The 23716-nt window shown below is 58.4% G+C and carries 20 protein-coding genes; 2 read left to right on the forward strand and 18 right to left on the reverse strand.

Annotated features, from left to right (window positions below; translation table 11 throughout):
- Positions 1-85: 85 nt before the first annotated feature.
- Together DSM107133_RS21780 and DSM107133_RS21785 are read left to right on the forward strand one after the other, a co-directional pair.
- Positions 86-1252, forward strand: a complete 1167-nt coding sequence (locus DSM107133_RS21780; RefSeq protein WP_047998065.1) for a CaiB/BaiF CoA-transferase family protein — start codon at positions 86-88, stop codon at positions 1250-1252.
- Complete coding sequence (locus DSM107133_RS21785; RefSeq protein WP_047998066.1) at positions 1249-2415, forward strand: CoA transferase; 1167 nt, start codon at positions 1249-1251, stop codon at positions 2413-2415. The genes DSM107133_RS21780 and DSM107133_RS21785 overlap by 4 nt, the downstream gene beginning before the upstream one ends.
- A 15-nt stretch (positions 2416-2430) precedes the next feature.
- On the opposite strand, the gene DSM107133_RS21790 is transcribed toward DSM107133_RS21785, so the two are convergent.
- The 18 genes from DSM107133_RS21790 to DSM107133_RS21875 form a co-directional block, all read right to left on the reverse strand.
- Positions 2431-3588, reverse strand: a complete 1158-nt coding sequence (locus tag DSM107133_RS21790) for an acyl-CoA dehydrogenase family protein (protein WP_114294360.1) — start codon at positions 3586-3588, stop codon at positions 2431-2433.
- A 193-nt stretch (positions 3589-3781) separates the two neighbouring features.
- Complete coding sequence (locus tag DSM107133_RS21795) at positions 3782-4711, reverse strand: FAD-binding protein (RefSeq protein ID WP_047998068.1); 930 nt, start codon at positions 4709-4711, stop codon at positions 3782-3784.
- A complete protein-coding gene (locus tag DSM107133_RS21800; protein WP_047998069.1) occupies positions 4711-5469 on the reverse strand; it encodes an electron transfer flavoprotein subunit beta/FixA family protein in 759 nt (252 codons plus the stop codon). The genes DSM107133_RS21795 and DSM107133_RS21800 overlap by 1 nt, the downstream gene beginning before the upstream one ends.
- 43 nt (positions 5470-5512) lie before the next feature.
- Positions 5513-6295, reverse strand: a complete 783-nt coding sequence (locus tag DSM107133_RS21805) for an enoyl-CoA hydratase/isomerase family protein (RefSeq protein WP_047998070.1) — start codon at positions 6293-6295, stop codon at positions 5513-5515.
- Positions 6296-6306: 11 nt separating this feature from the next.
- The gene (locus tag DSM107133_RS21810) at positions 6307-7083 is read right to left on the reverse strand and encodes an enoyl-CoA hydratase-related protein (RefSeq protein WP_047998071.1); all 777 of its coding nucleotides are present in this window, start codon (positions 7081-7083) and stop codon (positions 6307-6309) included.
- An 89-nt stretch (positions 7084-7172) separates the two neighbouring features.
- Positions 7173-8423, reverse strand: a complete 1251-nt coding sequence (locus tag DSM107133_RS21815; RefSeq protein WP_047998072.1) for an ABC transporter substrate-binding protein — start codon at positions 8421-8423, stop codon at positions 7173-7175.
- Positions 8424-8509: 86 nt separating this feature from the next.
- Entirely contained in the window at positions 8510-9712 is a 1203-nt protein-coding gene (locus DSM107133_RS21820) for an ABC transporter substrate-binding protein (RefSeq protein WP_047998073.1), read from the reverse strand.
- Positions 9713-9781: 69 nt separating this feature from the next.
- A complete protein-coding gene (locus tag DSM107133_RS21825; protein ID WP_047998074.1) occupies positions 9782-10594 on the reverse strand; it encodes an ABC transporter ATP-binding protein in 813 nt (270 codons plus the stop codon).
- Between the two features lie 12 nt (positions 10595-10606).
- Entirely contained in the window at positions 10607-11680 is a 1074-nt protein-coding gene (locus tag DSM107133_RS21830) for a branched-chain amino acid ABC transporter permease (protein ID WP_047998075.1), read from the reverse strand.
- Between the two features lies 1 nt (position 11681).
- Positions 11682-12569, reverse strand: coding sequence for a branched-chain amino acid ABC transporter permease (locus DSM107133_RS21835; RefSeq protein WP_047998076.1), 888 nt, complete (start codon positions 12567-12569; stop codon positions 11682-11684).
- Entirely contained in the window at positions 12570-14489 is a 1920-nt protein-coding gene (locus tag DSM107133_RS21840) for an AMP-binding protein (protein WP_047998077.1), read from the reverse strand.
- Positions 14482-15267 carry an ABC transporter ATP-binding protein gene (locus DSM107133_RS21845; protein ID WP_047998078.1) on the reverse strand — a complete coding sequence of 262 codons (786 nt, stop codon included), beginning with the start codon at positions 15265-15267 and terminating at the stop codon, positions 14482-14484. Before DSM107133_RS21845 ends, DSM107133_RS21840 begins: the two co-directional genes overlap by 8 nt.
- Before the next feature lie 33 nt (positions 15268-15300).
- Complete coding sequence (locus DSM107133_RS21850) at positions 15301-16155, reverse strand: SDR family oxidoreductase (RefSeq protein ID WP_047998079.1); 855 nt, start codon at positions 16153-16155, stop codon at positions 15301-15303.
- Positions 16156-16260: 105 nt separating this feature from the next.
- Positions 16261-17427, reverse strand: coding sequence for an acyl-CoA dehydrogenase family protein (locus DSM107133_RS21855; protein ID WP_163025970.1), 1167 nt, complete (start codon positions 17425-17427; stop codon positions 16261-16263).
- Positions 17424-18635: a CoA transferase gene (locus DSM107133_RS21860; RefSeq protein WP_047998081.1), complete on the reverse strand. Its 1212-nt coding sequence runs from the start codon at positions 18633-18635 to the stop codon at positions 17424-17426. The genes DSM107133_RS21855 and DSM107133_RS21860 overlap by 4 nt, the downstream gene beginning before the upstream one ends.
- A 197-nt stretch (positions 18636-18832) precedes the next feature.
- On the reverse strand, positions 18833-21922 hold the full coding sequence (locus DSM107133_RS21865) for an efflux RND transporter permease subunit (RefSeq protein WP_047998082.1): 3090 nt from the start codon (positions 21920-21922) through the stop codon (positions 18833-18835).
- A gap of 31 nt (positions 21923-21953) precedes the next feature.
- On the reverse strand, positions 21954-23039 hold the full coding sequence (locus tag DSM107133_RS21870) for an efflux RND transporter periplasmic adaptor subunit (RefSeq protein WP_240310591.1): 1086 nt from the start codon (positions 23037-23039) through the stop codon (positions 21954-21956).
- A gap of 49 nt (positions 23040-23088) precedes the next feature.
- Positions 23089-23643, reverse strand: a complete 555-nt coding sequence (locus DSM107133_RS21875) for a TetR family transcriptional regulator (RefSeq protein WP_047998084.1) — start codon at positions 23641-23643, stop codon at positions 23089-23091.
- Positions 23644-23716 lie beyond the last annotated feature (73 nt).

The following is a 23716-nucleotide window of genomic DNA, read 5'->3' on the forward strand; positions in this document are numbered from 1 at the left end:
GGCCCATTCCTGGTTAATCGTATTGATAATGTTTCTAACACCTGTTAGATTCTGTCAAGCTCCTAGGATCACGTGAGAGAACGCCATGTCAGATTCAAGTTCAGCCCCCCTTTCCGGCAAGCTCGTCATCGCGCTCGAACAGGCGGTGGCGGCGCCCTTTTGCTCTTCGCGGCTTGCCGATGCCGGTGCGCGGGTGATCAAGGTCGAACGCAAGGGCGTGGGCGATTTCGCGCGCGCCTATGATACTGCCGCCAACGGCGAAGGCGCCTATTTTACATGGCTAAACCGGGGCAAGGAATCGGTCGCACTGGATATCAAAGCAGCAGAAGATCGCGATATCCTGCTGAAAATGCTGGAAAACGCGGATGTGTTCATTCAAAATCTTTTGCCGGGCGCCCTGGCAAAGCTGGGTCTGGATTCCGCGAGTCTGCGAGAGAGGTTCCCGCGTCTCGTGACTTGCGACATCACCGGATACGGCGAAGACGGCCCGATGCGCAACGCCAAGGCCTATGACCTTCTGGTGCAATGCGAAAGCGGCCTGGCATCGGTGACCGGCACGCCGGACGGGCCGGGGCGGGTTGGCGTGTCGATCTGCGACATCGCCACGGGCATGACAGCCCATGCCGGGATCTGCGAAGCGCTGATCGGGCGTGAGCGCACCGGCAAAGGTAGCGGCGTTTCGGTGGCCATGTTCGACGTGATGGCCGACTGGATGTCGGTTCCGCTGCTCTATCACGACTATCTTGGCAAACCGACGCCCCGCGTCGGTCTGAACCACACGGTGATCTGCCCCTACGGCGCCTATGAGTGCAAGGACGGTCAGCTTGTCGTCATTACCGTGCAGCACAGCGGCGAATGGCAACGGTTCTGTGAACACATACTGGGCGATGCAACTCTGGCAGCCGACCCCCGGTTTCATGACAACACGGCGCGAATTGACAACAAGCCCGCGCTCGAAGCGCTCATCAAGACCGTGTTCGCCTCGCATGACCGCGTCGAGATGCTGAAGAGGCTCGATGCTGCGGGCATTGCATTCGCGGCAGTCAACGACGTGGCCTCCCTGTCCGACCACCCCCAGCTCGACCGGTCCGTCATCAGCACGCCCTCTGGCGAAATCAACGTCCCTGCGCCCCCGATCCGGCGCAGCGCCGGAGAGACGACACTTGGCCCTTGCCCTGCTTTTGACGCGGACGGCAAAGCCATCCGCGCCGAGTTCGACCCTCGTCATAGAACAGGATACACGCATAAATGACCGCTGCGCAGAAACCCGCGATCCTTGATGGCGTGAAGATTGTCGATCTTACTTCTGTGGTTTTCGGGCCTTTGGCCACGCAAATGCTGGGCGATCTGGGGGCCGATGTGATCAAGGTGGAAAGCCCCGAGGGAGATCTTTTGCGCCAGGTCCAGCCGTCCCGCAACAAGCTGATGGGCGCCGCCTTTCTGGGTGCAAACCGCAACAAACGCAGCGTCATTCTAGACCTCAAGACGCCAAATGATCGCGATCGGCTGCGCAAGCTGCTGGCCGATGCCGATGTGATGATCTCCAGCATCCGGCCCGCGGCGCTTGCCAGATTGTCCCTTGACCCCGAAACGTTGCGCCGCGAGAATCCGAGACTGATTACGGTATCCGCCACCGGCTTTGGGCAGGACGGGCCCTATGCGGCCAAACCTGCCTTCGACGACATCGTCCAATCGGTCTCGGGGTTGGCCAGCTTGGCATCATTGCGCGATCCCGAAGCTGCGCCGGCCTATGCCCCGACGATCCTTGCCGACAAGCTTGGCGGCGTCACTGCGGCCTATGCTGTCATGGCCGCCTTGTTCCATCGTGAGCGCACGGGCGTGCCCCAGCATGTCGAAGTGCCGATGTTTGAGACGCTGACGTCGTTCCTGCTGACCGAACATATGGATGGTGCCACATTCGAGGACAACCCGCAAGATTTCGGCTATGCCCGCATGCTTGTCCCTCATCGCCGCCCGGTTCAGACTTCGGACGGGTTTATCACTATTCTGCCCTACACCAACGTTCAATGGGCACGCTTTTTCAAGGCAGTCGGGCGGGAAGACATGCTCGGCCACTTGTGGGTGACCGACATGGACACCCGCAGCCGCAACATAGGCGCGGTTTACGATATGGTGGCGCAGCTCGCGCTGACACGGACCACAAAAGAATGGCTTGCCCTGATGGAGCAGGCCGATATTCCCGCCATGCCAGTCCGAAACCTGTCAGATCTGCCCAGCGACCCCCATCTTGCCGCCACCGGTTTCTTTCAGCAGATTGCTCATCCAACGGAAGGTGCCATCTGGACAACACGCCCGCCGGTTCGATTTTCGGCAACCCCGGCGCGACACGACCACCGACCAGCCCCTCGGTTGGGCGAGCACAGCGAAGAGATCTTGGGCCCGGCCGAAGAGTAACCCCACCCGGACCGATCAGACATCCAGCGAACGAGCGATCAGTTCCTTCATGATTTCGTTGGTGCCGCCATAGATCATCTGCACCCGGCTGTCGGCGTAAAGACGCGCGATCGGGAATTCCATCATGTAACCGTATCCGCCATGCAGTTGCAGACATTCATGCATGACTTCGTTCTGCGTCTGACTGCCCCACCATTTCGCCATTGACGCGGTGGCGGCATCAAGCTCGCCAGCCTCTATTCGGGCAATGCCGTCATTGACGAAGCTACGCAGCAGTTCGGCTTTGGTCTTGCATTCCGCCAGTTTGAACCGGGTGTTCTGGAAATCCATGATCCGCTTGCCGAACGCCTTGCGATCCTGAACGTATTTTACGGTCTCATCGATCGCGAAGTCGATGAAACCAAGCGCGGTGATTCCGATCATCAATCGCTCCCAGGGCAATTGCTTCATCAGCTGATAGAACCCCTGCCCTTCCTCAGTACCTAGCAGGTTGGCTGTGGGGACGCGCACATCCTCAAAAAACAGCTCGGCCGTGTCAGAGCCCTTCATGCCAAGCTTCTTTAGGTTCCGCCCACGCCGGAATCCTTCTGCGTCCTTGGCCTCCAGAACGATCAGCGACACACCCTTGGCCCCTGCGCTTCTGTCCGTCTTGGCCACCACTACGACTATGTCGGCGGTATGACCGTTGGTTATGAAAATCTTCGACCCGTTGATCTTGTAGTGATTGCCGTCTCGTTCTGCATAGGTCTGAACGCTCTGAAGGTCCGAGCCGGTGCCCGGTTCTGTCATGGCGATAGCGGCGACGCTTTCGCCGCTAATCAACCGCGGCAGCCACTTTTTCTTTTGCTCTTCACTGCCGTAGGTGTTCAGATAGTGAATTACGATGCTCTGGATGCCGTAACCCCAGCCGGTATCTCCGGTGCGCCCTTGTTCATAGACAGTGATCGCGTCAAACCCAATACCGCCCCCGAATCCACCATACTCCTCCGCAATGGATCCGCCCATGACGCCCTGCTCGCCGACGACCTTCCAGAACTCTCGGTCGACGATGCCTTGTGACGCCCATTTGTCGACATTTGGCGCCATCTCGGCATCAAAAAGTTTGCGGGTACTCTCCGCGAACATCTTGTGTTCATCGGAAACCCAGTTTGGGGAGTTCTTGATCAGAGACATGTTTTTTTCCTACAAAGGCGACTTGATCTGTTGAAATCTATCAGGTGTCTTGTCTTGAAAATGAGGAGGAACAGGTTCAAGCGATGCGTCAGATTAAGCAAATATCCTCCCAAGAGCCGGTTCCCCTACTGGTTGCTCCCGTTCATGATAAGCTCCGCGCAAGGCGGACCTTTCAAACGCTGTGCGCCCCGAATCAACTGAGTTTCTCGATCAATTCCGGCACCGCGGTGAAAAGATCCGCGACAAGGCCGTAGTCGGCAACCTGGAAGATCGGGGCTTCTTCGTCCTTGTTGATGGCGACGATGATCTTGCTGTCTTTCATACCGGCCAGATGCTGGATCGCGCCAGAGATGCCCACCGCGACATAAAGATCGGGGGCTACAACCTTGCCGGTTTGCCCGACCTGCCAGTCGTTGGGGGCGTAGCCCGAGTCAACGGCGGCACGGGATGCGCCGACGGCGGCACCCAGCTTGTCGGCCAGTTTCTCGATCAGGGCGAAGTCAGCTTCCGAGCCGACACCGCGCCCGCCCGACACGACCACGCCTGCGCTGGTCAGTTCGGGGCGGTCCGAGGCGGCTACCTTGTCCTCGACCCATTCGGACAGGCCGGGGTTTTCGCCCGTGGCAATCGCCTCGACCGAGGCAGAGCCGCCCATCGGGGCCAGATCGAAGGTCGAGGTGCGGATCGTTATCACCTTGACGCCATCGGTGGATTTCACCGTCTGGATCGCGTTGCCGGCATAGATCGGACGTTCGAACGTGTCCGCATCGACTACGCCCACCACGTCGGACAGGATCATCACGTCCAGCAGGGCGGCGACGCGCGGCATAATGTTCTTCGCATCCGTGGTAGAGGGGGCCACGATGTGCGAATAATTGCCCGCAAGGCTGACGATCAGGGCGGCCACGGGTTCGGCCAGGCGGTGCCCGTAGAGCGCGTCTTCGGCGACCAGCACCTTGGAGACGCCTTCGATCTTGGCGGCCTCATCCGCTGCGGCCTTGGCCGAGGCGCCGGTGCAGAGCACGGTCATATCGCCCAGTTGCTTGGCCGCGGTCACGGCCTTGGCGGTGGCATCCACTGCCAGCGTGCCATCGGTTACTTCACCAATCAGAAGAACAGCCATCACACAGCCCCCGCTTCCTTGAGTTTCGCCACAAGCTCGTCAACCGAGCCCACCTTGATGCCCGCCGCGCGCGCCGCCGGTTCCGAGGTCTTGACCACGGTCAGGCGCGGGGTGACATCGACGCCGTAATCGGCGGCGGTCTTTTCATCGAGCGGCTTTTTCTTGGCCTTCATGATGTTCGGCAGCGACGCGTAGCGCGGCTCGTTCAGGCGCAGGTCGGCGGTCACGATCGTGGGCAGTTTGACCTTGATCGTCTGCAGACCGCCATCCACTTCGCGGGTGACCAGCGCGTGATCGCCCTGAATGTCCAGATGCGAGGCGAAGGCGGCTTGGCTCCAGCCCAGCAGGGCAGATAGCATCTGGCCGGTGGCGTTCATGTCGTTGTCGATGGCCTGTTTACCCGCGATCACCAGACCGGGGTTTTCCTCGGCGATGACGGCTTTCAGGATCTTGGCCACGGCCAGCGGTTCGATGTCGTTGTGAACATCGTCCGTAGCCACGACCAGAATGGCGCGGTCGGCGCCCATGGCCAGCGCGGTCCGCAGGGTTTCCTGCGCTTGCTTGACGCCGATGGAAACCACCACGACCTCATCAGCCTTTCCCGCTTCCTTCAACCGGATCGCCTCTTCCACCGCGATCTCGTCGAAAGGGTTCATGGACATTTTGACATTGGCGAGATCGACACCGCTTCCGTCCGCCTTGACGCGGACCTTCACGTTGTAGTCGATCACACGTTTGACAGGCACGAGTACCTTCATTGGCGTGGTCTCCCTTGAGTTCTTCGATATGGTTTCGACCGACTTATCGGTCTGTGAATTGGGGTTTGCGCTTCTCCGAAAACGCTTTCATAGCTTCGGGAAAGTCATGCGCGCACAGCAGAACACTTTGGCAGTCACGCTCGATGTCCAGAGCCTCAAGATAACTACATTCCGCCGACGCGCGCATCACACGCTTGGCGGTTTGAACGCCGAACATCGGATGCTGTGCAATCTCGCGCGCGATCTCAAGCGCGCGGGCCTCGACCTGTCCGGCCGGCACACATTCCTCGACGACGCGCAGGTCGCGGGCGGTGCGCCCGTCGATCTCGCGCCCCGTGAGAACAAGCATCCGCGCCACGCCCGCGCCGGCGCGTTGCTGAAGAAGCCAGCTCGACCCGGTGTCAGGGCAGCCGCCGACACGGGCAAAAACCTCGCACAGCCGGGCATCTTCGGCCGCTACGACGATATCCGCCGACAGGGCCAGGCTCAGGCCGGCACCGAAGGCGACACCGCAGACGGCGGAGATCAGGGGTTTCCGAAAGAGATACGCGGCGCGCCCGCCATCATGAACCTTGTCCACCATTTCCGATGTGGCTCTCGCGCCTTTGGCAATCTCAGACTGAAAGCCGACCAGATCCCCACCGCTGCTGAAATGATCGCCACCGGTCATGACAACTGCGCGTAGCGTGTCGTCCCGCTCCGCCTGCCGCAGGCATGTTACGAGATCCTCGACAAACCCGATGCTGTAGGGGTTACGTTTCCCGGGCTGGGTAAAGCGTAGGATGCCGATGGGGCCGTCCCGGTCTAGGCGCATCAACTCGGTCATGCCAATCTCCCTCAGGTTCCGGTCCACACCGGGGCGCGCTTTTCGGCGAATGCTCTGGGGCCCTCGATTGCGTCATTGCTGGCGTAAACGACCTCGTGCAGGCGCTTACCTTCTTCCAGACCGCCTGCGCAGCCCAGATCCATGGTGGCGCGAACGCCGCCTTTGGCGGCGATCACGGAAAGCGGCGCGCCCCCGGCAATCCGCTTGGCGAGATCCAACGCCCGCGCGCGCACCGCGTCCGGCGTATCCTCGAGATAATTGGTGAACCCGTAATCATGCAGACGCTCAATCGGCATCAGATCGCCGGTCAGAAGGATTTCCATGAGAATGGGTTGCGGCAGCATCGACAGCGCCGGCGCCGCCCAAGGCGACCCCCGGCCAATCTTCACCTCTGTAATACCAACCTTTGTTCCCTTGAGGCCGACGCGCAGGTCGCAATTGAGGGTCAGCATCATGCCCCCCGCCATCAGCGATCCAGTCATCGCGGCGATGATCGGCTTCTTGCAGGCGCGCATGGTTTCATGAAACGGGTCACGCATTTTCGTCAGAATATCGACTCCTTCATCACGCGCTATCTGCGAAGCTTCCTTCAAATCCAGCCCGGCACTGAAGACACCGCAATCGGTCGAGGTAAGTATCGCCACGCGGACGGTGTCATCCGCTCCGATTTTCTTCCAAGCATCTGTCAGCCCGTTCGTTGCGTCCACAGACAACGCGTTCTTGCGCTCGGGCCGATTGATACAGACGGTCGCGATTCCGTCTTCAATTGTAAGCTTGATCGGGCTCATGGTTTCCACTTCGTTTCTCCAGCATCGTTTTAACTTGAACACGCGGTTGTTGCTCCCCCGCGACATGATCGCCACGGGGGAGCTGCCATCTATTCGACAGTGAACTTCGCCGAGCTTTCCTTGATCACTTCCCACACCACATCGATGTAGTCCGCGCTCCAGTCGGTCAAAGGAACCCAGTTTGCCCCGTCCCATTGTTCAATGCGTGTCTTGCCACCGCCACCGTGATCCTGGGGCGTTACGGTCACAGGGGCCATCAAGCCATTGGCGTCGAAGTTTTCTATCGCCTCGTAGCCCGATTTCATGCTCTCGGGCGTCAACGGCCAACCGTTCTCCTGGATCGCAAGCCGAGCAGCTTCGAAACCCGTCGTATAGACTGCAAGGCCGAGATTGTAGTATACGTCACGAACCAGGCTTTCCGGCCCACTGCCCTTTCCGTTTGCATAGTAGGTGTCGAGCATCGTCTTGACGATTGGCACGTCTTGCCCGCCGGCCACGTTAGTCCCGCGCAAGACACCTTTTGCCTCTTCCGCGCCGATGTTATTTATATCGACCTCGTTCATCCAGTTCACCGACAAGTAGCGGTCGATTGGGAAACCGTTACGACGCATTTCCTTGGACGCAACAACATGCCCACCGGCCAATAGCCAGCTGATCACATAGTCAGGCTTGTCTCGGCGAATCTTGCTCCATGCGCCGGACTGATCCGACCCCGGCAGCGGAACCGGATAGAGCTCCAGTTGGAAGCCTTCCTTCTCGGCAAGCGTCTTAAGAATCTCGATCGGCTCCTGCCCGAAAGGATAGTCCAGATAGATGAAGCCGATCTTGGCATCGCTCAGATCGCCCCCCATTTGGCCCTTGATGAAGGCAACATCGTTCGCCGCCTGCTGCCAATAGGTCGGACCGACAGGGAAGACCCATCCGAAAACCTCGCCGTCGACTGCGTCACCACGGCCGACGAAAGATTGCATCAAAATGTTTCCATCCTTCATGGCACGCGGCAAAGCCGCGTTCGTGACCGGCGTAGACAGGAAGTTGTAGATAAAAACGCCCTCACGCTTCAGCTGCTCATAGCATTCCACGCCCCGCTGCGGCTCATTGCCGTGGTCGCGCACGATGATTTCAACCGGGTGCCCCTCGATGCCACCGTTTTCATTGGTGTACATCGCAAGATCTTGGGCCGCCTGTGCGACCTGTGGCGAAATGAATGTGTATGACTTGCTGAGGTCAAAGCAGAGGCCGAACTTGATCGGCTCATTTTCCTGAGCTGATGCGATCGCCCCGCTGGTTGCCAACGCAGCGGCGATGGCAATAGTCCATACTTTCCGTTTGGTTTTCATGTTTCTCTCTCCCGTTGTTGAACGCAGGGCTCATAGTTCCAATACTGATTCTCAGCCCCACGCATTTTGCGTTCAGTTGCCATTCTTCATTCCCCGTACTTCGAAGAACTTTCCCTAACGACGTCCCAAACAACTTCTCCGTACGCCGCGATCCAGTCAGTCTGCGGAACCCAGGTTTCGCCATCCCACATCTCGATACGCGTCTTGCCGCCGCCGCCGTGATCCTCGGCTGTGACCGTGATTGGTGCCATCAGACCGTTGGCGTCGTAGTTTTCCAGCGACTCTAGGCCCTTTTTATAGGATTCCGCGGTGATCGGCATCCCCTCCAGGTCTGCGGCCCTGCGGGCAGCCTCGAAGATGATCGAATACATCGCCAGACCTGTGTTGTAATAGACGTCCTGCGTGTTCACGAGCGGACCGGAGCCCTCTCCCTCGTCATAGAGTTTATTGATGATCTCCAGACGCAGGGGCACGTCCTGACCACCCACGACATTTGTGCCGCGCTTGAGCCCGGTGGCGGCCTCGGCGCCAATATTGGCGATGTCGACTTCATTCAGCCAGTTTACGGAAATATACTTGTCCATCGGAATGCGATTGCGTTGCATTTCCTTCGAAGCGACGACATGCGCACCACCAAGCATCCATGAGATCACATGGTCGGGATTGTCACGACGCATCTTCGACCATGCACCGGATTGATCGCTGCCCGGCAGCGGCACGGGGTAAAGCAGTAGTTCGAAACCCTCTTTCTGCGACAGCGTTTTGAGAATCTCGATCGGCTCCTGCCCGAACGGGTAGTCGAAATAAATGTAGCCGATCTTGACGTCCGAGAGATCGTCGTCATGTAGCTGCTTGATATATCCGATATCGTTTGCCACCTGCCCCCAATATGTCGGGCCGACGGGATAGACCCATTCGAAAACGGTTCCATCCACCGCATCGCCCCGACCCACCAGTGACTGCATGAGAATCCGCCCGTCTTCCATCGCGCGTGGCAGGATCGCCAAAGATACAGGCGTCGACAGCGTGTCGAAGACGAAAACCCCTTCCCGGCTCAGCCTGGAATAACACTCGATGCCGCGCTGTGGCTCGTTTCCGTGATCACGAACGATAACCTCTACCGGCTCTCCACCGATACCACCCTGCATGTTGATCAGCTTCGCCACATCCATCGCTGCCTGCGACACCTGCGGCGTGGCGAAAGTATAGGCCTTGCTAAGATCATAGCAAACCCCGACCTTGAATGGCTCCGCCAGAGCCTGTGTTCCGGCCATCCAGCTCCCCATCATAGAAAAAACAGCTAATGCCTTGGTAAGTTTCTTCATCTTTTCCTCCCTGAACAATCTCTGTCTAGTGACTTAACTCAGCCAACGCTTGCGTCGGCTGTAATGTTTGACATTGTGAAAGTTGGCACCTTCTCCGCCGCCAAGGTAGAATTCCTGGATGTCGGAGTTGGATTTGAGCGCCTCGGCTGTACCATGCATGACCACGCGGCCGTTTTCGATCAGATAACCTTCCGAAACGATTTCCAGCGCGGCCAAGGCATTCTGTTCAACCAAAAGCACCGACAAACCCTCCTCGCGGTTGATTTTTTGAAGGATGCCGAAAATTTCAGCCACCAAGAATGGCGCTAGCCCAAGACTCGGCTCATCGAGCATCAGAAGACTCGGTTGGGTCACAAGAGCTCGGCCAATGGCAAGCATTTGCTGTTCGCCGCCCGACAGATAACCCGCCTGCGAATTACGGCGCTCGGCAAGCCTGGGAAAATAGTCGTATATTTTATCCTTTTCCACACTCAATTCAGATCTGGACATTCCCATCGGTGCGGCCGCAGTCAGGTTCTCGTCTGGAGTCAGATGCTCGAAAACGCGCCGTCCTTCGATGACGTGACAGATGCCCATTTCGACACGTTTCTGCGCCAGCATCTCTGTGATGTCGGTCCCGTCAAACTTTATCTCACCCCGGCTGATATGGCCGCGTTCTGCCTTCAGAAGACCACTGATCGCCTTCAATGTTGTGCTTTTTCCGGCTCCGTTGGAGCCCAGAAGCGCGACCATTCCGCCCTTCGGCACCTGAACAGAAACGCCTTTGATCGCCAGCATTACGTTGTCGTACAGCACCTCGATGCTATTCATCGACAGAATGGACTGGCCTTGGGCTTTCTCTTGCATCGGCATTCCTCTTTACTTTCTGAGCTGATCGAAGGGCCAGGTCATAAGATAGTCTCTGATATTGCCGTAGAGTTTTCCGAGACCTAGCGGTTCGATCATGAGAATGATGACGATCAACGCGCCGTAGACCGCATTGGGGATATGAGCGAGCGTTTCCACATTGACCTGCATGCCGAGCTCTTCGCTCGCTGTCACGACGAGCCCGTTCACCAGCCCCGGCACGAGCAGGATCAACGCAACTCCGAAATAGGACCCGATGATGCTGCCAAGTCCGCCTACGATCACCATCGCCAATACCTGGATTGATACGTTTACCGAAAACTGTTCGGGTGCGGCCAGAAAGTAGAAGGTCGCGACCAGCAGGGCCCCGCTGACACCGGCAATGAAAGACGATGCCGCGAAGGCTAGGATCTTGTAGTAGAAGCTGTTTACGCCGAGGATCGCCGCAGCAAAATCCTTCTCACGCACTGCGACAAGTGCACGTCCCAGCCCAGTGCGCTTGAGGTTTAGCATGAAGATTGTGACCAAGACGCACCAGCCAAGTGCGACATAATAATAGCCGGCATCAGAGGTGATCTGCTGTCCTAACAGCGCCAAAGTTGGAGCCTGAAGTGATGCGTGTGACCCGCCGGAAATCGTTGGGGAGTGGGTCAATACCCAGTCCATCACGAATTGCATCGCGAGGGTCGTGAGCGCGAGATAAAGACCTTTGACCCGCAATGCGGCAAAGGCGAACAGACTGCCGATCACTGATGCCGCCAACCCGCCAATGATCAAGGCGATTTCCCAAGGCACCCCGAGCCGCACGGCATGTATGGCCGAATAGGCACCAACGGCCATTACTGCGGCATATCCGAGATGGAGCTGTCCGGCCCAGCCTGTCACCAAGTTCAGTCCTAAAGCGGCGGCTGTCCAGATCAGCCAAGGCAAAATGTAACTGTTAAGGTAAAGTGACGGTAGGATAAACGGTGCCGCAAGTCCGATCAACAGAAGGAACACCGCCAAGTTCCGGTCTGCCGGAACTTTGAACATGCGGCTATCCGAGATCAAACTGGAGTGGTAGACACCCGAGAGTCGATAGAACATTTTACACCCTTTCGATGTCGTGACGGCCGAACAGTCCGTGCGGACGGATCATGACCGTAAGAATCAGGACCGCGGCGACGATGAGTTCGCGGCTGCCGCCTCCGACAAGCGGATCAAGAAATTCCGCACCGACATTTTCGATTACGCCCAGAATGATACCAGCAACGATCGCGCCTAATATGCTGTCGAGACCACCCAGAACAGCGACAGTCAGACCCTTGAGAAGCAGAAGCGACAGTGCCTGATCGACACCCTGGATTTCGCCCCAAATGACACCTGCCGCCACAGCCACCACAGAAGCGAGGGCCCAGGACAGCCCGACACCGCGCTCGACCGAAATTCCGACAGACCATGATGCCATGTAATCATCCGCGATCGCCCGCAATTTGATCCCGGTCCGGGTTCGAAAGAACACCATGAAAGCGACGAACAGGGCAAGCGCAACGCCGGCGCCGACCAGATGGATGCGGCTGATGAAGATGTCGCCCAGAAACAATGGTTCATAGCTGACACCGAGTTCCATCGAACGCGACGTCCCACCCCAGATTGCAAGCGTTGTGCCCCGCAGGAAGATGTCGAGGCCAAGTGTCAGCATCAGGATCATGACGACCGGACGGCCCGCGAGACGCCGAAGCGCCACCCTTTCAATGCCAAACCCCAGACCGAACATGACGACCGCAGCAAGCGGAATAGCTAGCCATAACGGCATTCCCAGATCGCGCGCTAGGGCAAGAACCACATAAGCCCCGACCATTGTCAGCCCGCCCTGCGCCAGATTAGGCACCGAGGATGCCTTGTAGACCAGGACCAGGCCGATGGCAAAAAGTGAATACAACAGACCCGTCAGGGCACCGTTGATCGCAAGCTCTGATAAAAAAACCCAATCCATTTAAACCTCCCTTATGGGAAGGGTTCTTTCGACCTTCCCCATTTCTCCGGTCTCGTAAGCCACCTGGGCGCTCACATGGACCTTGGTTGAACCGTCATAGAGTGCCGCGATAACATCGGCGTAGCGTTCCTCTACGACCTTGCGACGCAGTTTTCGGGTTCGAGTGATCTCGCCATCGTCCGGGTCAAATTCCTTTGGAAGGCAGACAAAGCGCTTCAGGTGCAGTGGCTCGGTGACGGCCTTGTTTACCCGTTCGAAAGCCGGGCGTATTAGCGCCGCGACTTCGTCGCGCTGAGACAAATCTGAATAGGACACATATGGCACACCGTTCACCTCGGCCCAATGACCGACAGCTTCAAAATCCACGCAGATCATCGCAGTCAGCTCATCCCGCCCCGCTCCGACAACGGCCGCATCCTTGATATACGGACTGAATTTCAGCCGGTTCTCTATATAGTTTGGCACGTAGCGTTCACCGCCCGCCGTATGCATGACCTCGGAGACGCGCCCCAGAACCACAAGCTGGCCATTCTCCTCAAGATAGCCGGCATCGCCAGTACGCAGCCACCCGTCCGTCAGGGCTTCGGCGGTCGCTTCGGGTTTGTTGAAATAGCCATTGAACACACCTTCCGAGCGCAAGAGGATTTCACCGTTCTCGTCAATCTTCGCCTCGACACCCGGCACGGGCTTGCCGACGGTATGCAGGCGCACCTCGTTGGGGGCCTGCATCGCGGTGATCGCGCTGTGCTCGGTCTGGCCGTAGAACTGGCGCAGCTTGATCCCGAGGGCGCGGTAGAACACGAAGGTATCTTCGCCAATCGCCTCGCCACCGGTAAACGCATTCCTCAGGCGGCTCATGCCGAATTGATCCTTGATCGGACCGAAAATGAGAGCCTCCCCCAGAAAACGGCCCAGTGGTTCCAACGCACCACCACTTTGGCCGTTCAGTTTGCGCGTCTCGGCGGCAATCGCCCGGTCCATGAAGAAGTGGTAGAGCCACTTCTTCAACGGGGTTGAGTTCTCCATGCCGACCTGGATTGTTGTCAACATCTGGTCCCAACTCCTGGGTGCTGCCAGGTAGAAGGTCGGTGCGATTTCCCGCATGTCTCGAACGACCGTTTCCTGCCTCTCCGGTACGTTCACCGTGAACCGGAACATCAGCGCCGCCGCCACCGTTATGGCATAATCGCCGACCCAGGCCATCGGGAGATAGGCAAGGATTTCCTCTCCCTCTCCAAACACTCCCGCTGCATGGCCATTGCGGACAGCGGCAAGAACATTCTTCTGGCTCAGTACGATACCCTTCGGCTTGCCCGTGGTGCCCGACGAATGCAGGAAGATTGCCGGGTCCTCGGGCTTCGCTCTGTTCAGAAGTTCATCGCGGCGGCGCGGATCCTCGTTGAGACTGTGCAGGCCGATTTCGATCAGGTGATCCCATGACATCAGGCCGTCGTCTTCATAGAAGCTGAGCCCGCGCGTTTCGTCGTATATGATATGCGCTATGCCGCTCGCGCTCGCGCTCCGCAGCTCGAGGACCTTGTCCACTTGCTCTTGATCTTCTGCTATGGCCGCGACGATTTCGACCTCGCTCAGGAAATGCTGAAGCTCTTCGATCGTTGCGCCAGGATAAGCCGGCATTGCATAGGCACCGAGCAGCGAAATCGCAAGCATGCCTGCATAGAGCCGCGCACGGTTGTCGCCCAGAATGAGCACAGCCTTGCCGGGCTTTACGCCGATCTTCTCAAGCCCGGCCGCGCAGGCCAGTACTTCTTCGGCGTACTCTGCCCAGGTGGTTTCCTTCCAGATTCCACGCTCTTTTTCGCGAATAGCAATATTCGACCCGTAGCTTGACGCGTTCCGTGCCAGCAATGCCCCGATCGTTTCGCTGGCGGAAAACTGCGATTTTGCTGCTTCAACCATGCGATCCTCCAATATATGCCTCGATAACCCTCGGATCTTTTACAACATCCTTCGGGATACCGCTGGCGATCATTTCGCCGTAGTTGAGTGCCAGCACCCGATCACAAATACCGATGATGACGTCCATATGATGTTCGATAAGCAGGACACTAACGCCGCGTTCATCCCGCGCGTCCAGAATGAAGCGGGACATATACCCCTTCTCCTCCTGGTTCATACCCGCCATCGGCTCGTCAAGGATCAACATCTGCGGCTCTGCCACCAGGGCCCGCGCAAGTTCGACCCGCTTTTTCAGCCCGATCGGAAGGCCGTCGACCAGTTCGTACCGGATGCTCTCGAGCTGCAGGAACTCGATCACCTCCTCGACGATTTTGCGGTTCTCGACTTCTTCAGGACGGGCCGCCCACCAATAGAACGCCGTGCGGAAAACTCCCGGGTGCATATGAATGTGCCGGCCGAGCAGGATATTATCGAGAACGCTCATCCCATTGAAGAGCGCGAGGTTCTGAAACGTCCGGGCCACACCGAGCTTTGCAACCTTGTGGGGTGCCGTGCCGGTAATGTTCTTTCCGGCCAACCGGACAGTCCCCTCGTTTGGCGGGTAGAACCCGGTGATTGCATTGGTAAGCGTCGTCTTGCCACTGCCATTCGGCCCAACAAGGCCGAAGATTTCCCCTCGCTGGATGACAAGATCGACACCGGTGACAGCAACGATACCGCCAAAACGGCGTTCGATCCCTGTGCATTCCAGTATCGGCTTATTACTTAGTGTCGTCATATGGCCCCCGTTTTCCCCCAGGCAATGCACGTATCAAGATATCCGGAAGTAATCCGGTCGACCTGTGGGCCAGGGATCTCCCCACAACTGCTGCCCACCGTCGATATTCAGAACTTCACCGGTTACGAATTTCCCCGAATTTGCCGCCATATAAACAACGCCTTCGGCGACATCCCATTCGTCGCCGGCGTGGCGCATCGGATTTGAGTCCTCGAAGGTGGCCGCGCCGTCTTCGGGATAGTTGTGAAAGCCGTTGCTTTCACAACATCCGGGCGCCACGCAGTTCACGCGAATCCCATGCGGCGCCCACTCTACCGCGACCGATTTTGACAAGTATATCACCCCTGCTCGCGCCGCACAGGTATGCGCGATGCCCGGCATGCCGCGCCAGATGTCGGCCACGATATTCACGATAGAACCGGGTCGCTTTTGCTCGACCCAGTGTCGTGCGGTGGATTGCATCATCCACCAGGTCCCGTTGAGGTTGGTGTCGATGACCGCGTTCCAGCCCTTCGGAGAAAAGTCCAACGCTGCTTGGGGAAACTGACCCCCGGCATTGTTCACCAGAACGTCAATCGATCCGAATTCACGGTTGACCTCGCCAACGAAGTCCTCGACCTGTCCGGGATCCCGGATCGTCATAGGCTTGGCAAACACCATGCCACCAAAAGTTTCGAGAAATTCCTTGGCCGAGGCCAGCTTTACCGCGTCGCGTCCATTGATCGCAAGATTGGCACCCAACCTAGCGAACAGCACCGCAATGGAAAGACCCAAGCCACCGCCGGCGCCCGTCACAGCAACGGTTTTACCCGCAAACAAGTCGCTTGCATACACGGTTGCGCGTGACGCCAAGTCTCCTCGCGAAGACCCGTACTGCGTCTTAGTCATGACGCCTCCTCCCTGTGTCCCGTTCGGGTTCGTTGCGGATAATCTAACGCGTGTTAGAAAACTATGCAAGACAAGAATGCGCTTTGCTATAGTGATCACCTCTGGTCAGTAAGACTTTGGAAGCCCTAACGCTTTTTCGGCGATGAACGACAAAAGCATCTGTGGTGTCACGGGGACGATGCGGAAAAGTAGTGCCTCTCTTACCAGACGCTCCACATGATATTCCTTGGCGTATCCAAACCCGCCAAAGGTAATCTGCGCTGCTTCAGTCGCCTCGACCGCGGCATCTGCGGCCAGTAGCTTGGCAGCGTTGGCTTCCACTCCGCACGCCTCTCCCGAATCATAGAGGGCGGCGGCATGCATCACCATGAGATTGGCAGCTTCCACCCGTGCCCATGCCATTGCCAGCGGATGCTGGATGCCCTGATTCTGGCCGATCGGCCGCCCAAAGACCACACGCTCGTTGGCGTATTGCGCGGCGCGCACCAATGCATTGCGTGCGATGCCGATGCATTCGCCGGCAACGAGGATGCGTTCCGGGTTCAGCCCATGCAGAATCTGTCGGAAACCCTTGCCCTCTTCCCCAATCAAGTCTTCGGCCGGGATTGGCAGTCTGTCGATGAACATCTCGTTCGAGTCAACGGCTTTCCGGCCCATTTTTTCGATTTCGCGAACATCCACGAAATTGCGGTCCAGATCCGTATAGAACAGGCTCAAACCCTCGGTCGGGTTAGTCACGTCTTCAAGCCGTGTCGTTCTGGCCAGAAGCAGCATCTTGTGGGCCACCTGCGCGGTCGAAATCCAGACCTTTTGACCATGAACGACGTACCTGTCCCCCTGTCGCACAGCTATGGTTTTAAGCTTGGTGGTATCCAGCCCGGTCGTCGGCTCGGTTACAGCGAAACAAGCTTTTTGATCGCCGGCGATCAGAGGGGGCAGCATGCGAGCGCGCTGTTCATCGGTTCCGAACTTGACCACCGGGTTGAGCCCGAAAATGTTCATGTGGATGGCCGAGGCCCCGCTGGCGCCAGCCCCCGATTCGGCAATCGCCTGCATCATGATGGTCGCTTCGGTGATCCCCAGACCAGCACCGCCTACGTCTTCCGGCATGGCAATGCCAAGCCAGCCACCATCTGCCATCGCCCTGTGCAAATCATGCGGGAAACCCCCGTTCCGATCCCGGTCCAGCCAGTAGTCGTCATCAAACTGCGCACATATACGCAGGATCTGATCTCGAATTTCCTTTTGTTCACCCGTCATTCGAAATGTCATTGTGTCTCGCTCCCATCCACACCTACAAACCCTGCCTCACACAGGGCAGTGATCCGGTCATCTTCATATCCAAGATTGCGCAGAATGCTTCGGCTGTCCGCGCCCGGCGGCCGCCCTAGCCAGCGCAACTCACCGGGGGTGGCGCTGAGATGCGGGATAGGTCCAATCACCTGCGTTTGCTCGCCCTCAACCGATACGATGTCGCCGCGATGACGTATCTGCTCATTCGTCATGATCTCCTCGACGCTCAGCACACGAGAGGCAACCGCATCATAGCGGGCAAACTCCGCCTCGACTTCCGCAAGCGTGTGTTGCGTGACGAAATCATTTATGGCGTCGAAGACCACGGCCATATGCTGCGACATCTCGTCGAGTGTAGCGAACCGCGGATCATCGGCCAGCGCATCTCCGCCGACCGCCCGCAACAGGCGTTGCGCTGTTTCTGCGCTACCAGCCGAAACGGTCACCCACACCCCATCAGAGGTTCGGAACATGCCCCCCGGCGCAAAATCCATCGGCTGGCGCAGCCCGTTGCGCCGCGGCGAGAGGTTCGCGCCCGTCAATGCGGGCACGGGATAGTCCATCAGTCGAAGCAGCGCCTCGAACACCGCAAGATCGACGACCTGACCACGCGCAATCCCTTTTTCCCGGGCAAACAGCGCGATCATGATCCCCAAAGCACCCATCAACCCTGTCGTGCTGTCGGCCGCTGGAAATCCGGGGTGCATCGGTGGCCCGTCCGCAAAACCAGTCAGATGGGCTAGACCACTCAACGCCTCTGCCGCGCGCCCGAAAGCGGGCACGTCCCGCATCGGGCCGTCCTGACCGTAACCCGAAACGCGCAGAATAACTAAATCCGGGTTCCACTTATGCAGGGTTTCAGTCCCGACACCCGCACGTTCAAGCACGCCTGGCCGGAAATTTTCAACAAGTACGTCGGCGCTTTCAACCAGTCTGCGCAGGATGTCCCGTCCTTCGCCCGACTTCCAGTCGAGGCTCAGAATTTTTTTGTTGCGGCCCAGAGTTTTCCACCAAACGCCAACTCCGTCCCCGGCCTTTGGTCCGAGATCGCGCATCATATCCGTCCGGTTGGGTGCCTCAATCTTGATGACGTCTGCCCCAAAATCAGAAAGCAGCGAGGTCGAGAGTGGTCCAGCAATAACATGACCGAGTTCGATGATTTTCAGCTGATGAAGTGGGGAGGTCATATGATCTCTTCGCTAATAATCTAACATCCGTTAGATTATTAGCGAAGAGGCGGACCAAATTCAAGCCGCAATTGCGATTCCAATGGCTCGGGAAAGGGTTAATGATTGCTGTCTTTTAGAAATTTGCGGTCAGACAGAGAGAATGTTTACCCACAAAGTCGTCACCTTATTCACGTGATATCGACCAGTTCGCAAAGTCAGGAAGAGATCAACTTCGAATGCAACGTGGTCGGATTCATCTCCCGCCTCGGAGGACGGATCCGAAAGAGGAGCGCGTAAAGCACCGGCACGGCCACCAGCGTCAAGACCGAAGCAAAGGCAAGGCCGCCCATGATTGTGACCGCCATAGACGCGAAAAACGCATCCGGCAGCAGTGGGATCATGCCGAAAATCGTCGTGCCGGCCGCGAGCACCACCGGGCGCAGACGGCTGACCGATCCATTCATCACGGCCTCGTAATCCGCAACACCATCTGCACGTTGCAAGTCGATCTCTTCGACCAGAACAATCGCGTTCTTCATCAGCATCCCGGATAGCGAGAGGAAGCCGAGCAAGGCCGTAAAGGTGAAAGGCAATCCGGTGAGCAACAGCCCCAGGACCATGCCCGTCACGGACATGGGGACGACAAGCCAAAGGATCAGCGGTTGGCGGATCTTGTTGAACATCAGGATCGAAATCGTCAGCATGACCAGGAAGCCTAGGGGAAGCTGTTTGCCAAGGCTTTGCTGCGCCTCCCCTGCGCTTTCGAATTCGCCACCCCATTCCATCGAGTAACCTTCCGGAAGCGGAATGGCCTCGATCTCGGCGCGGACACTGCGGAAAGCTTCATCAGCGGTGAGGTCGCTGCGCGCGCCACCAAGGGCGGTGATCGTCCGTTCGCGGTCGCGCCGGTGAATGAGCGCCTCGGCGAGGCGTGTTTCGAAGCGTTCCACCAGGTTGGCCATGGGAACATAGGATCCCGCCCCCGCGGACCAAACCGACAGGTCGCGGACGTGGCCAATGCCGTCACGTTCGCTCTCTGGAAGTCGGAGAAGAATCGGGATCACCACATCTCCCTCTCTCAGCTCGCCAACGCGCAAGCCAGAGGTTCCGAAGCGAATAGTGTCCGCGATCGCGCTGCGCGTGGCGCCGGCCAGCCGCATCCGCGACTCGTCGACGACAGGTTCAATGAGAATCTCGCGTTGGCGCCAGTTGGTGCGCGGATTAGTGATCGTACCTGCCTCCTCGAAAATGCTTGTCGCCTCATCCGCGAGCTGGCGCAGGATGACAGGATCGGGTCCCGAAAAACGAACTGCAACATCGGCACCGGCTGGCGGTCCGAACACGATCTCTTCGACGCGGATCAGAGCGTGGGGGAATTCAGCGGGCAAGTCTTCGTTGAGTCTGCTGGCGATCGCCGGGATCATCGCGGCGTCCGCAACCCGGACGATGAGCTGGCCATAGCTGGCATCCGCCTGCTCTGGGTTGTATGTCAGCATGAAGCGGCTTGCACCACGCCCCACCAGGGTCGTCACATCTGTTACACCCTCTTCGGCCAGAAACATTTGTTCCAGACGTCGCATTTCGCGTTCGGTGACATTGATGTCGGTCCCTTGCGGCATCTGGAATTGGACATAGAAAATCGGGGTGTTCGACGCCGGGAAAAAGGCCTGCTTAACCTGACCGAAGGCCATCACCGACCAGACGGTGATCCCCAAGATTGTCAGCACGACCGGGATACGGGCGCGCAGCGCCAGCCACAGAAACCCGCGATAAACCCCATAGAAAGCGCCCTTGTAGGGATCATCCGAAATGTTCTTGGGGGCCTTGAGCAGCAGCTTGCCAAGATACGGCGTGACCGTTACGGCAAGAACCCAGCTCATGAGCAGCGATATGGCGATCACCGCGAACAACGAAAACAGGAACTCGCCCGTCGCATCGGGCGACAGACCAATCCCGGAAAAGGCCATGATCCCGATCACGGTCGCGCCGAGCAAGGGGATGGATGTGGAACCTTCTGTTTCGACCGCCGCGTCTTCCGCGCTCTTTCCCCGCGCCATGCCGATTACCATTCCCTCGGTGATGACGATGGCGTTATCAACCAGCATTCCCATTGCGATGATCAGGGCGCCCAGGCTGATCCGTTCCATCTGGATCCCGAACACCGACATGAAGAACAGCGTGGAGAAAACGGTGAGCCCGAGCGTTGTCCCCACCACAAGGCCCGCCCGCCAGCCCATGGTCAGCATCAGCGCCCCGACGACGATGGCGATGGACTGCCCTAGGCTGACAAGAAAACTCGAAACCGCCTCGTCGACCACAACATGCTGTTCATAGATAGGGGTGATCTCTACCCCCTCGGGCAACGCGGCCCTCAGCTGTTCGATCCGGTCCGAGACCGCAGCGCCGACCTCGACGACGTTCCGGTTTGTCAACGCCGACACGCCGAGAGTGAAGGCTGCTGCTCCGTTCTGGCGGATGATCTGGCTTGGCTGTTCGGCCTCATCGCGAGTGACACGGGCGATGTCGTTGACCGCCACTTGTCCGACCTCTCCAGCCACGCCAAGCCGCAGTTCTTCAAGCCCTTCGGGTGTTACATAACCCGGCGGAACCGACAGGCCGATACGTGCAGGGCCCTCGGTTATCTCGCCATTGGTGAACACCTGGTTCTCGTCCGTGAGAAGACCAAGTATCTGGTTGGGCGGAATCCCAAGTCCAGTGAGGCGGGCGGATGGGATCGAAATGGTGACCAATTCTTCGGCGAGGCCCTGAACCTCGACATTTGCGACCCCGTCGACAGTGACGAGTCCGACTCGCAACGACCTCGCCAGATCACGCTGCTGCTGTGGGGTCAGACCTTCGGTCGTCACAGCGTAGAACATGCCGAAGACGTCGCCAAAGTCGTCGTTTATGATGGGTGCGCGCGCGCCCGCCGGAAGCTCCCCCTCCACATCTCGGATTCGGCGTCGCATTTCGTCCCAGACCTGCGGGATTTCGTCACGACCATAGGTGTCCACGATGTCAACAGTAATCTGCGCCATGCCCGGCATCGACTTGGATTCGACCCTGTCCAGCTGCTTCATCTGCTGCAAAGCATTCTCAATGACGTCAGCGACTTCCTCCTCGACCTCGACGGCCGTGGCGCCGGGATAGGGCACGAAGACGAGCGCGGTCTTGAGGGTAAAGCTCGGATCTTCCAGACGGCCGACCGTGTTCAGCCCCCAGTAGCCACCGAACAGGCAGAAGATGATCGCAAGCCATACCGCGACGGGACGCTTGATGCTGGCGCGTGAAATGCTGAGTGCCATGAACTAATTTCGTCCTGTTAAAAGGGTAGGATCACAAACCCGAAACGACGACTGCCTGATCGTCGCTGAGCCGCCACCAGCCGCCAGACACGACCAGTTCGTTGCCCTCCAGACCGCCCAGAATGACAACCTCGTCATCAACGGGAAGCCCAAGCTGGACCGACCTGCGCGAGACCTGGCCGGATGATTCATTGTAGACCCAAATAGAAGGATTGGGTCGGCTCGTCGTGTCCACCGCTGAAACCGGAACGATGATGGCTTGTGGGCGACTTTCTTCTGCCGCAATGGCAATGCGCACATCCGCAATCATTCCTGGCAGCAGGCGCGGGTCGATATCGCCGGTGATGGCGAATTCCAGATCATAGGTCTGCGCCGTCTGGTCGGCATCGGTCGCAAAGGACCGGAATACGAGAGGTGCCGTGTAGCCCGGCACGGCTGGGAAACTCGCCACGATGTGGAAGGCGCCGGGTGTCGCTCGCGCAATGGCCGCAAGATCCTCCGGCAGCGATATCACGACTAGCATCTCGTTGAGGTCCTGCAAGCGTGCGACTGGGGCGGCCGAAGTAATGTTGACGTATTCCTCGACGAAGGTGCGCGCCACGATCGCGTCGAACGGCGCGACGATCTGGGTCTGTGAGAGACGCCGCCGTGCCTCTCGCAGCGCGACATCTGCCTGCGCGAATTGGGCGCGCGCAGTCTCGAGCCGGGCGTCGGCCGCGACACCCCGCGCGGCGAGACCGGCCGCGCGATTAAGCTCGGACTTCGAGAGATCGAAGGACGCTTGCGCCCGGTGGACCGTAAGCTCGAAATCGACCGGATCGAGCTCGGCAATAACGTCGCCCGCGCGGACCGTGTCGCCGGGCTCCACCGCGAGCCGAACGATCTGCCCCGATATCTGAAACGCAAAATCCACTGTCCGGGCAGGTTCGACGCGACCTGCGACGGTGCGGGATTGATTGACGGAGCGACTGATCACACGGGTGACTTCGACTGTGACCGGTCGTTCCGCGTTCCCCCCAGGCCGTGTGTCAACATCTGCCTCCGTGGTGCCCGTCGCGGTCTGAGCAAGCACGTCGGTCAGGAACGACGGAGCGAACGGAATTGCAACGGCAGCCACGCCTGCGACCAAGACAACAGACATTAATTGCTTCAAACGTCGTGTCTTTCTATTCGAGTTCATTGATCATGGTCCTCAATCGTTCGATGACGCGTTCCCCGATGTCCGCGCCGCCATCCGGAAGCTTCAAAAGCTTCTGGAACCTCAGCCCTTGGATCGCAAGGACGGCAATCATGGCACCCGGAGCGTCCTTCGTGTCGGACAGGATGCGCTCAAGATCGCCGGTCAGCTCAACGCGGAGTGGATCTAGCAGCTGTGGATCCGAGGCCGCGGCGGCGAGTATCGCCATGGACAGGTCATCGTCGACATCCTTGGATCGGGTGATGGTTTCAAGATGTCCTCGCAATGTGCGCGAGGACAGCCGCTCGGGCAGATCGTTAAGGAGCACGCGATGCGCCGAGAGCATTTGGTTCAAAAGTCCGGATAGCAGGGCTTTCTTCGTCGGATAGTTGTATAGCACCCCGCCCTTGCTCAGGCCGGACTCCTTTGCGACGGCGTCAATCGTTATTTTTCCAGCACCTTCACGCGCGGCAATCGCACGCGCCGCCTCGAGGATCTTCCGCGAGGTCTTTCCTTCTCCCGCAGCGAGTAGGCGCCCTTTCATTTCTGTACCATCCGGACGGTTAGGTTCGACAGGCAGCTATGTCTCGTTACCACCTAAGTCAAGCGTCCGGTGC

The organism is Pseudosulfitobacter sp. DSM 107133 (genome assembly GCF_022788695.1).
GTDB lineage: Bacteria > Pseudomonadota > Alphaproteobacteria > Rhodobacterales > Rhodobacteraceae > Pseudosulfitobacter.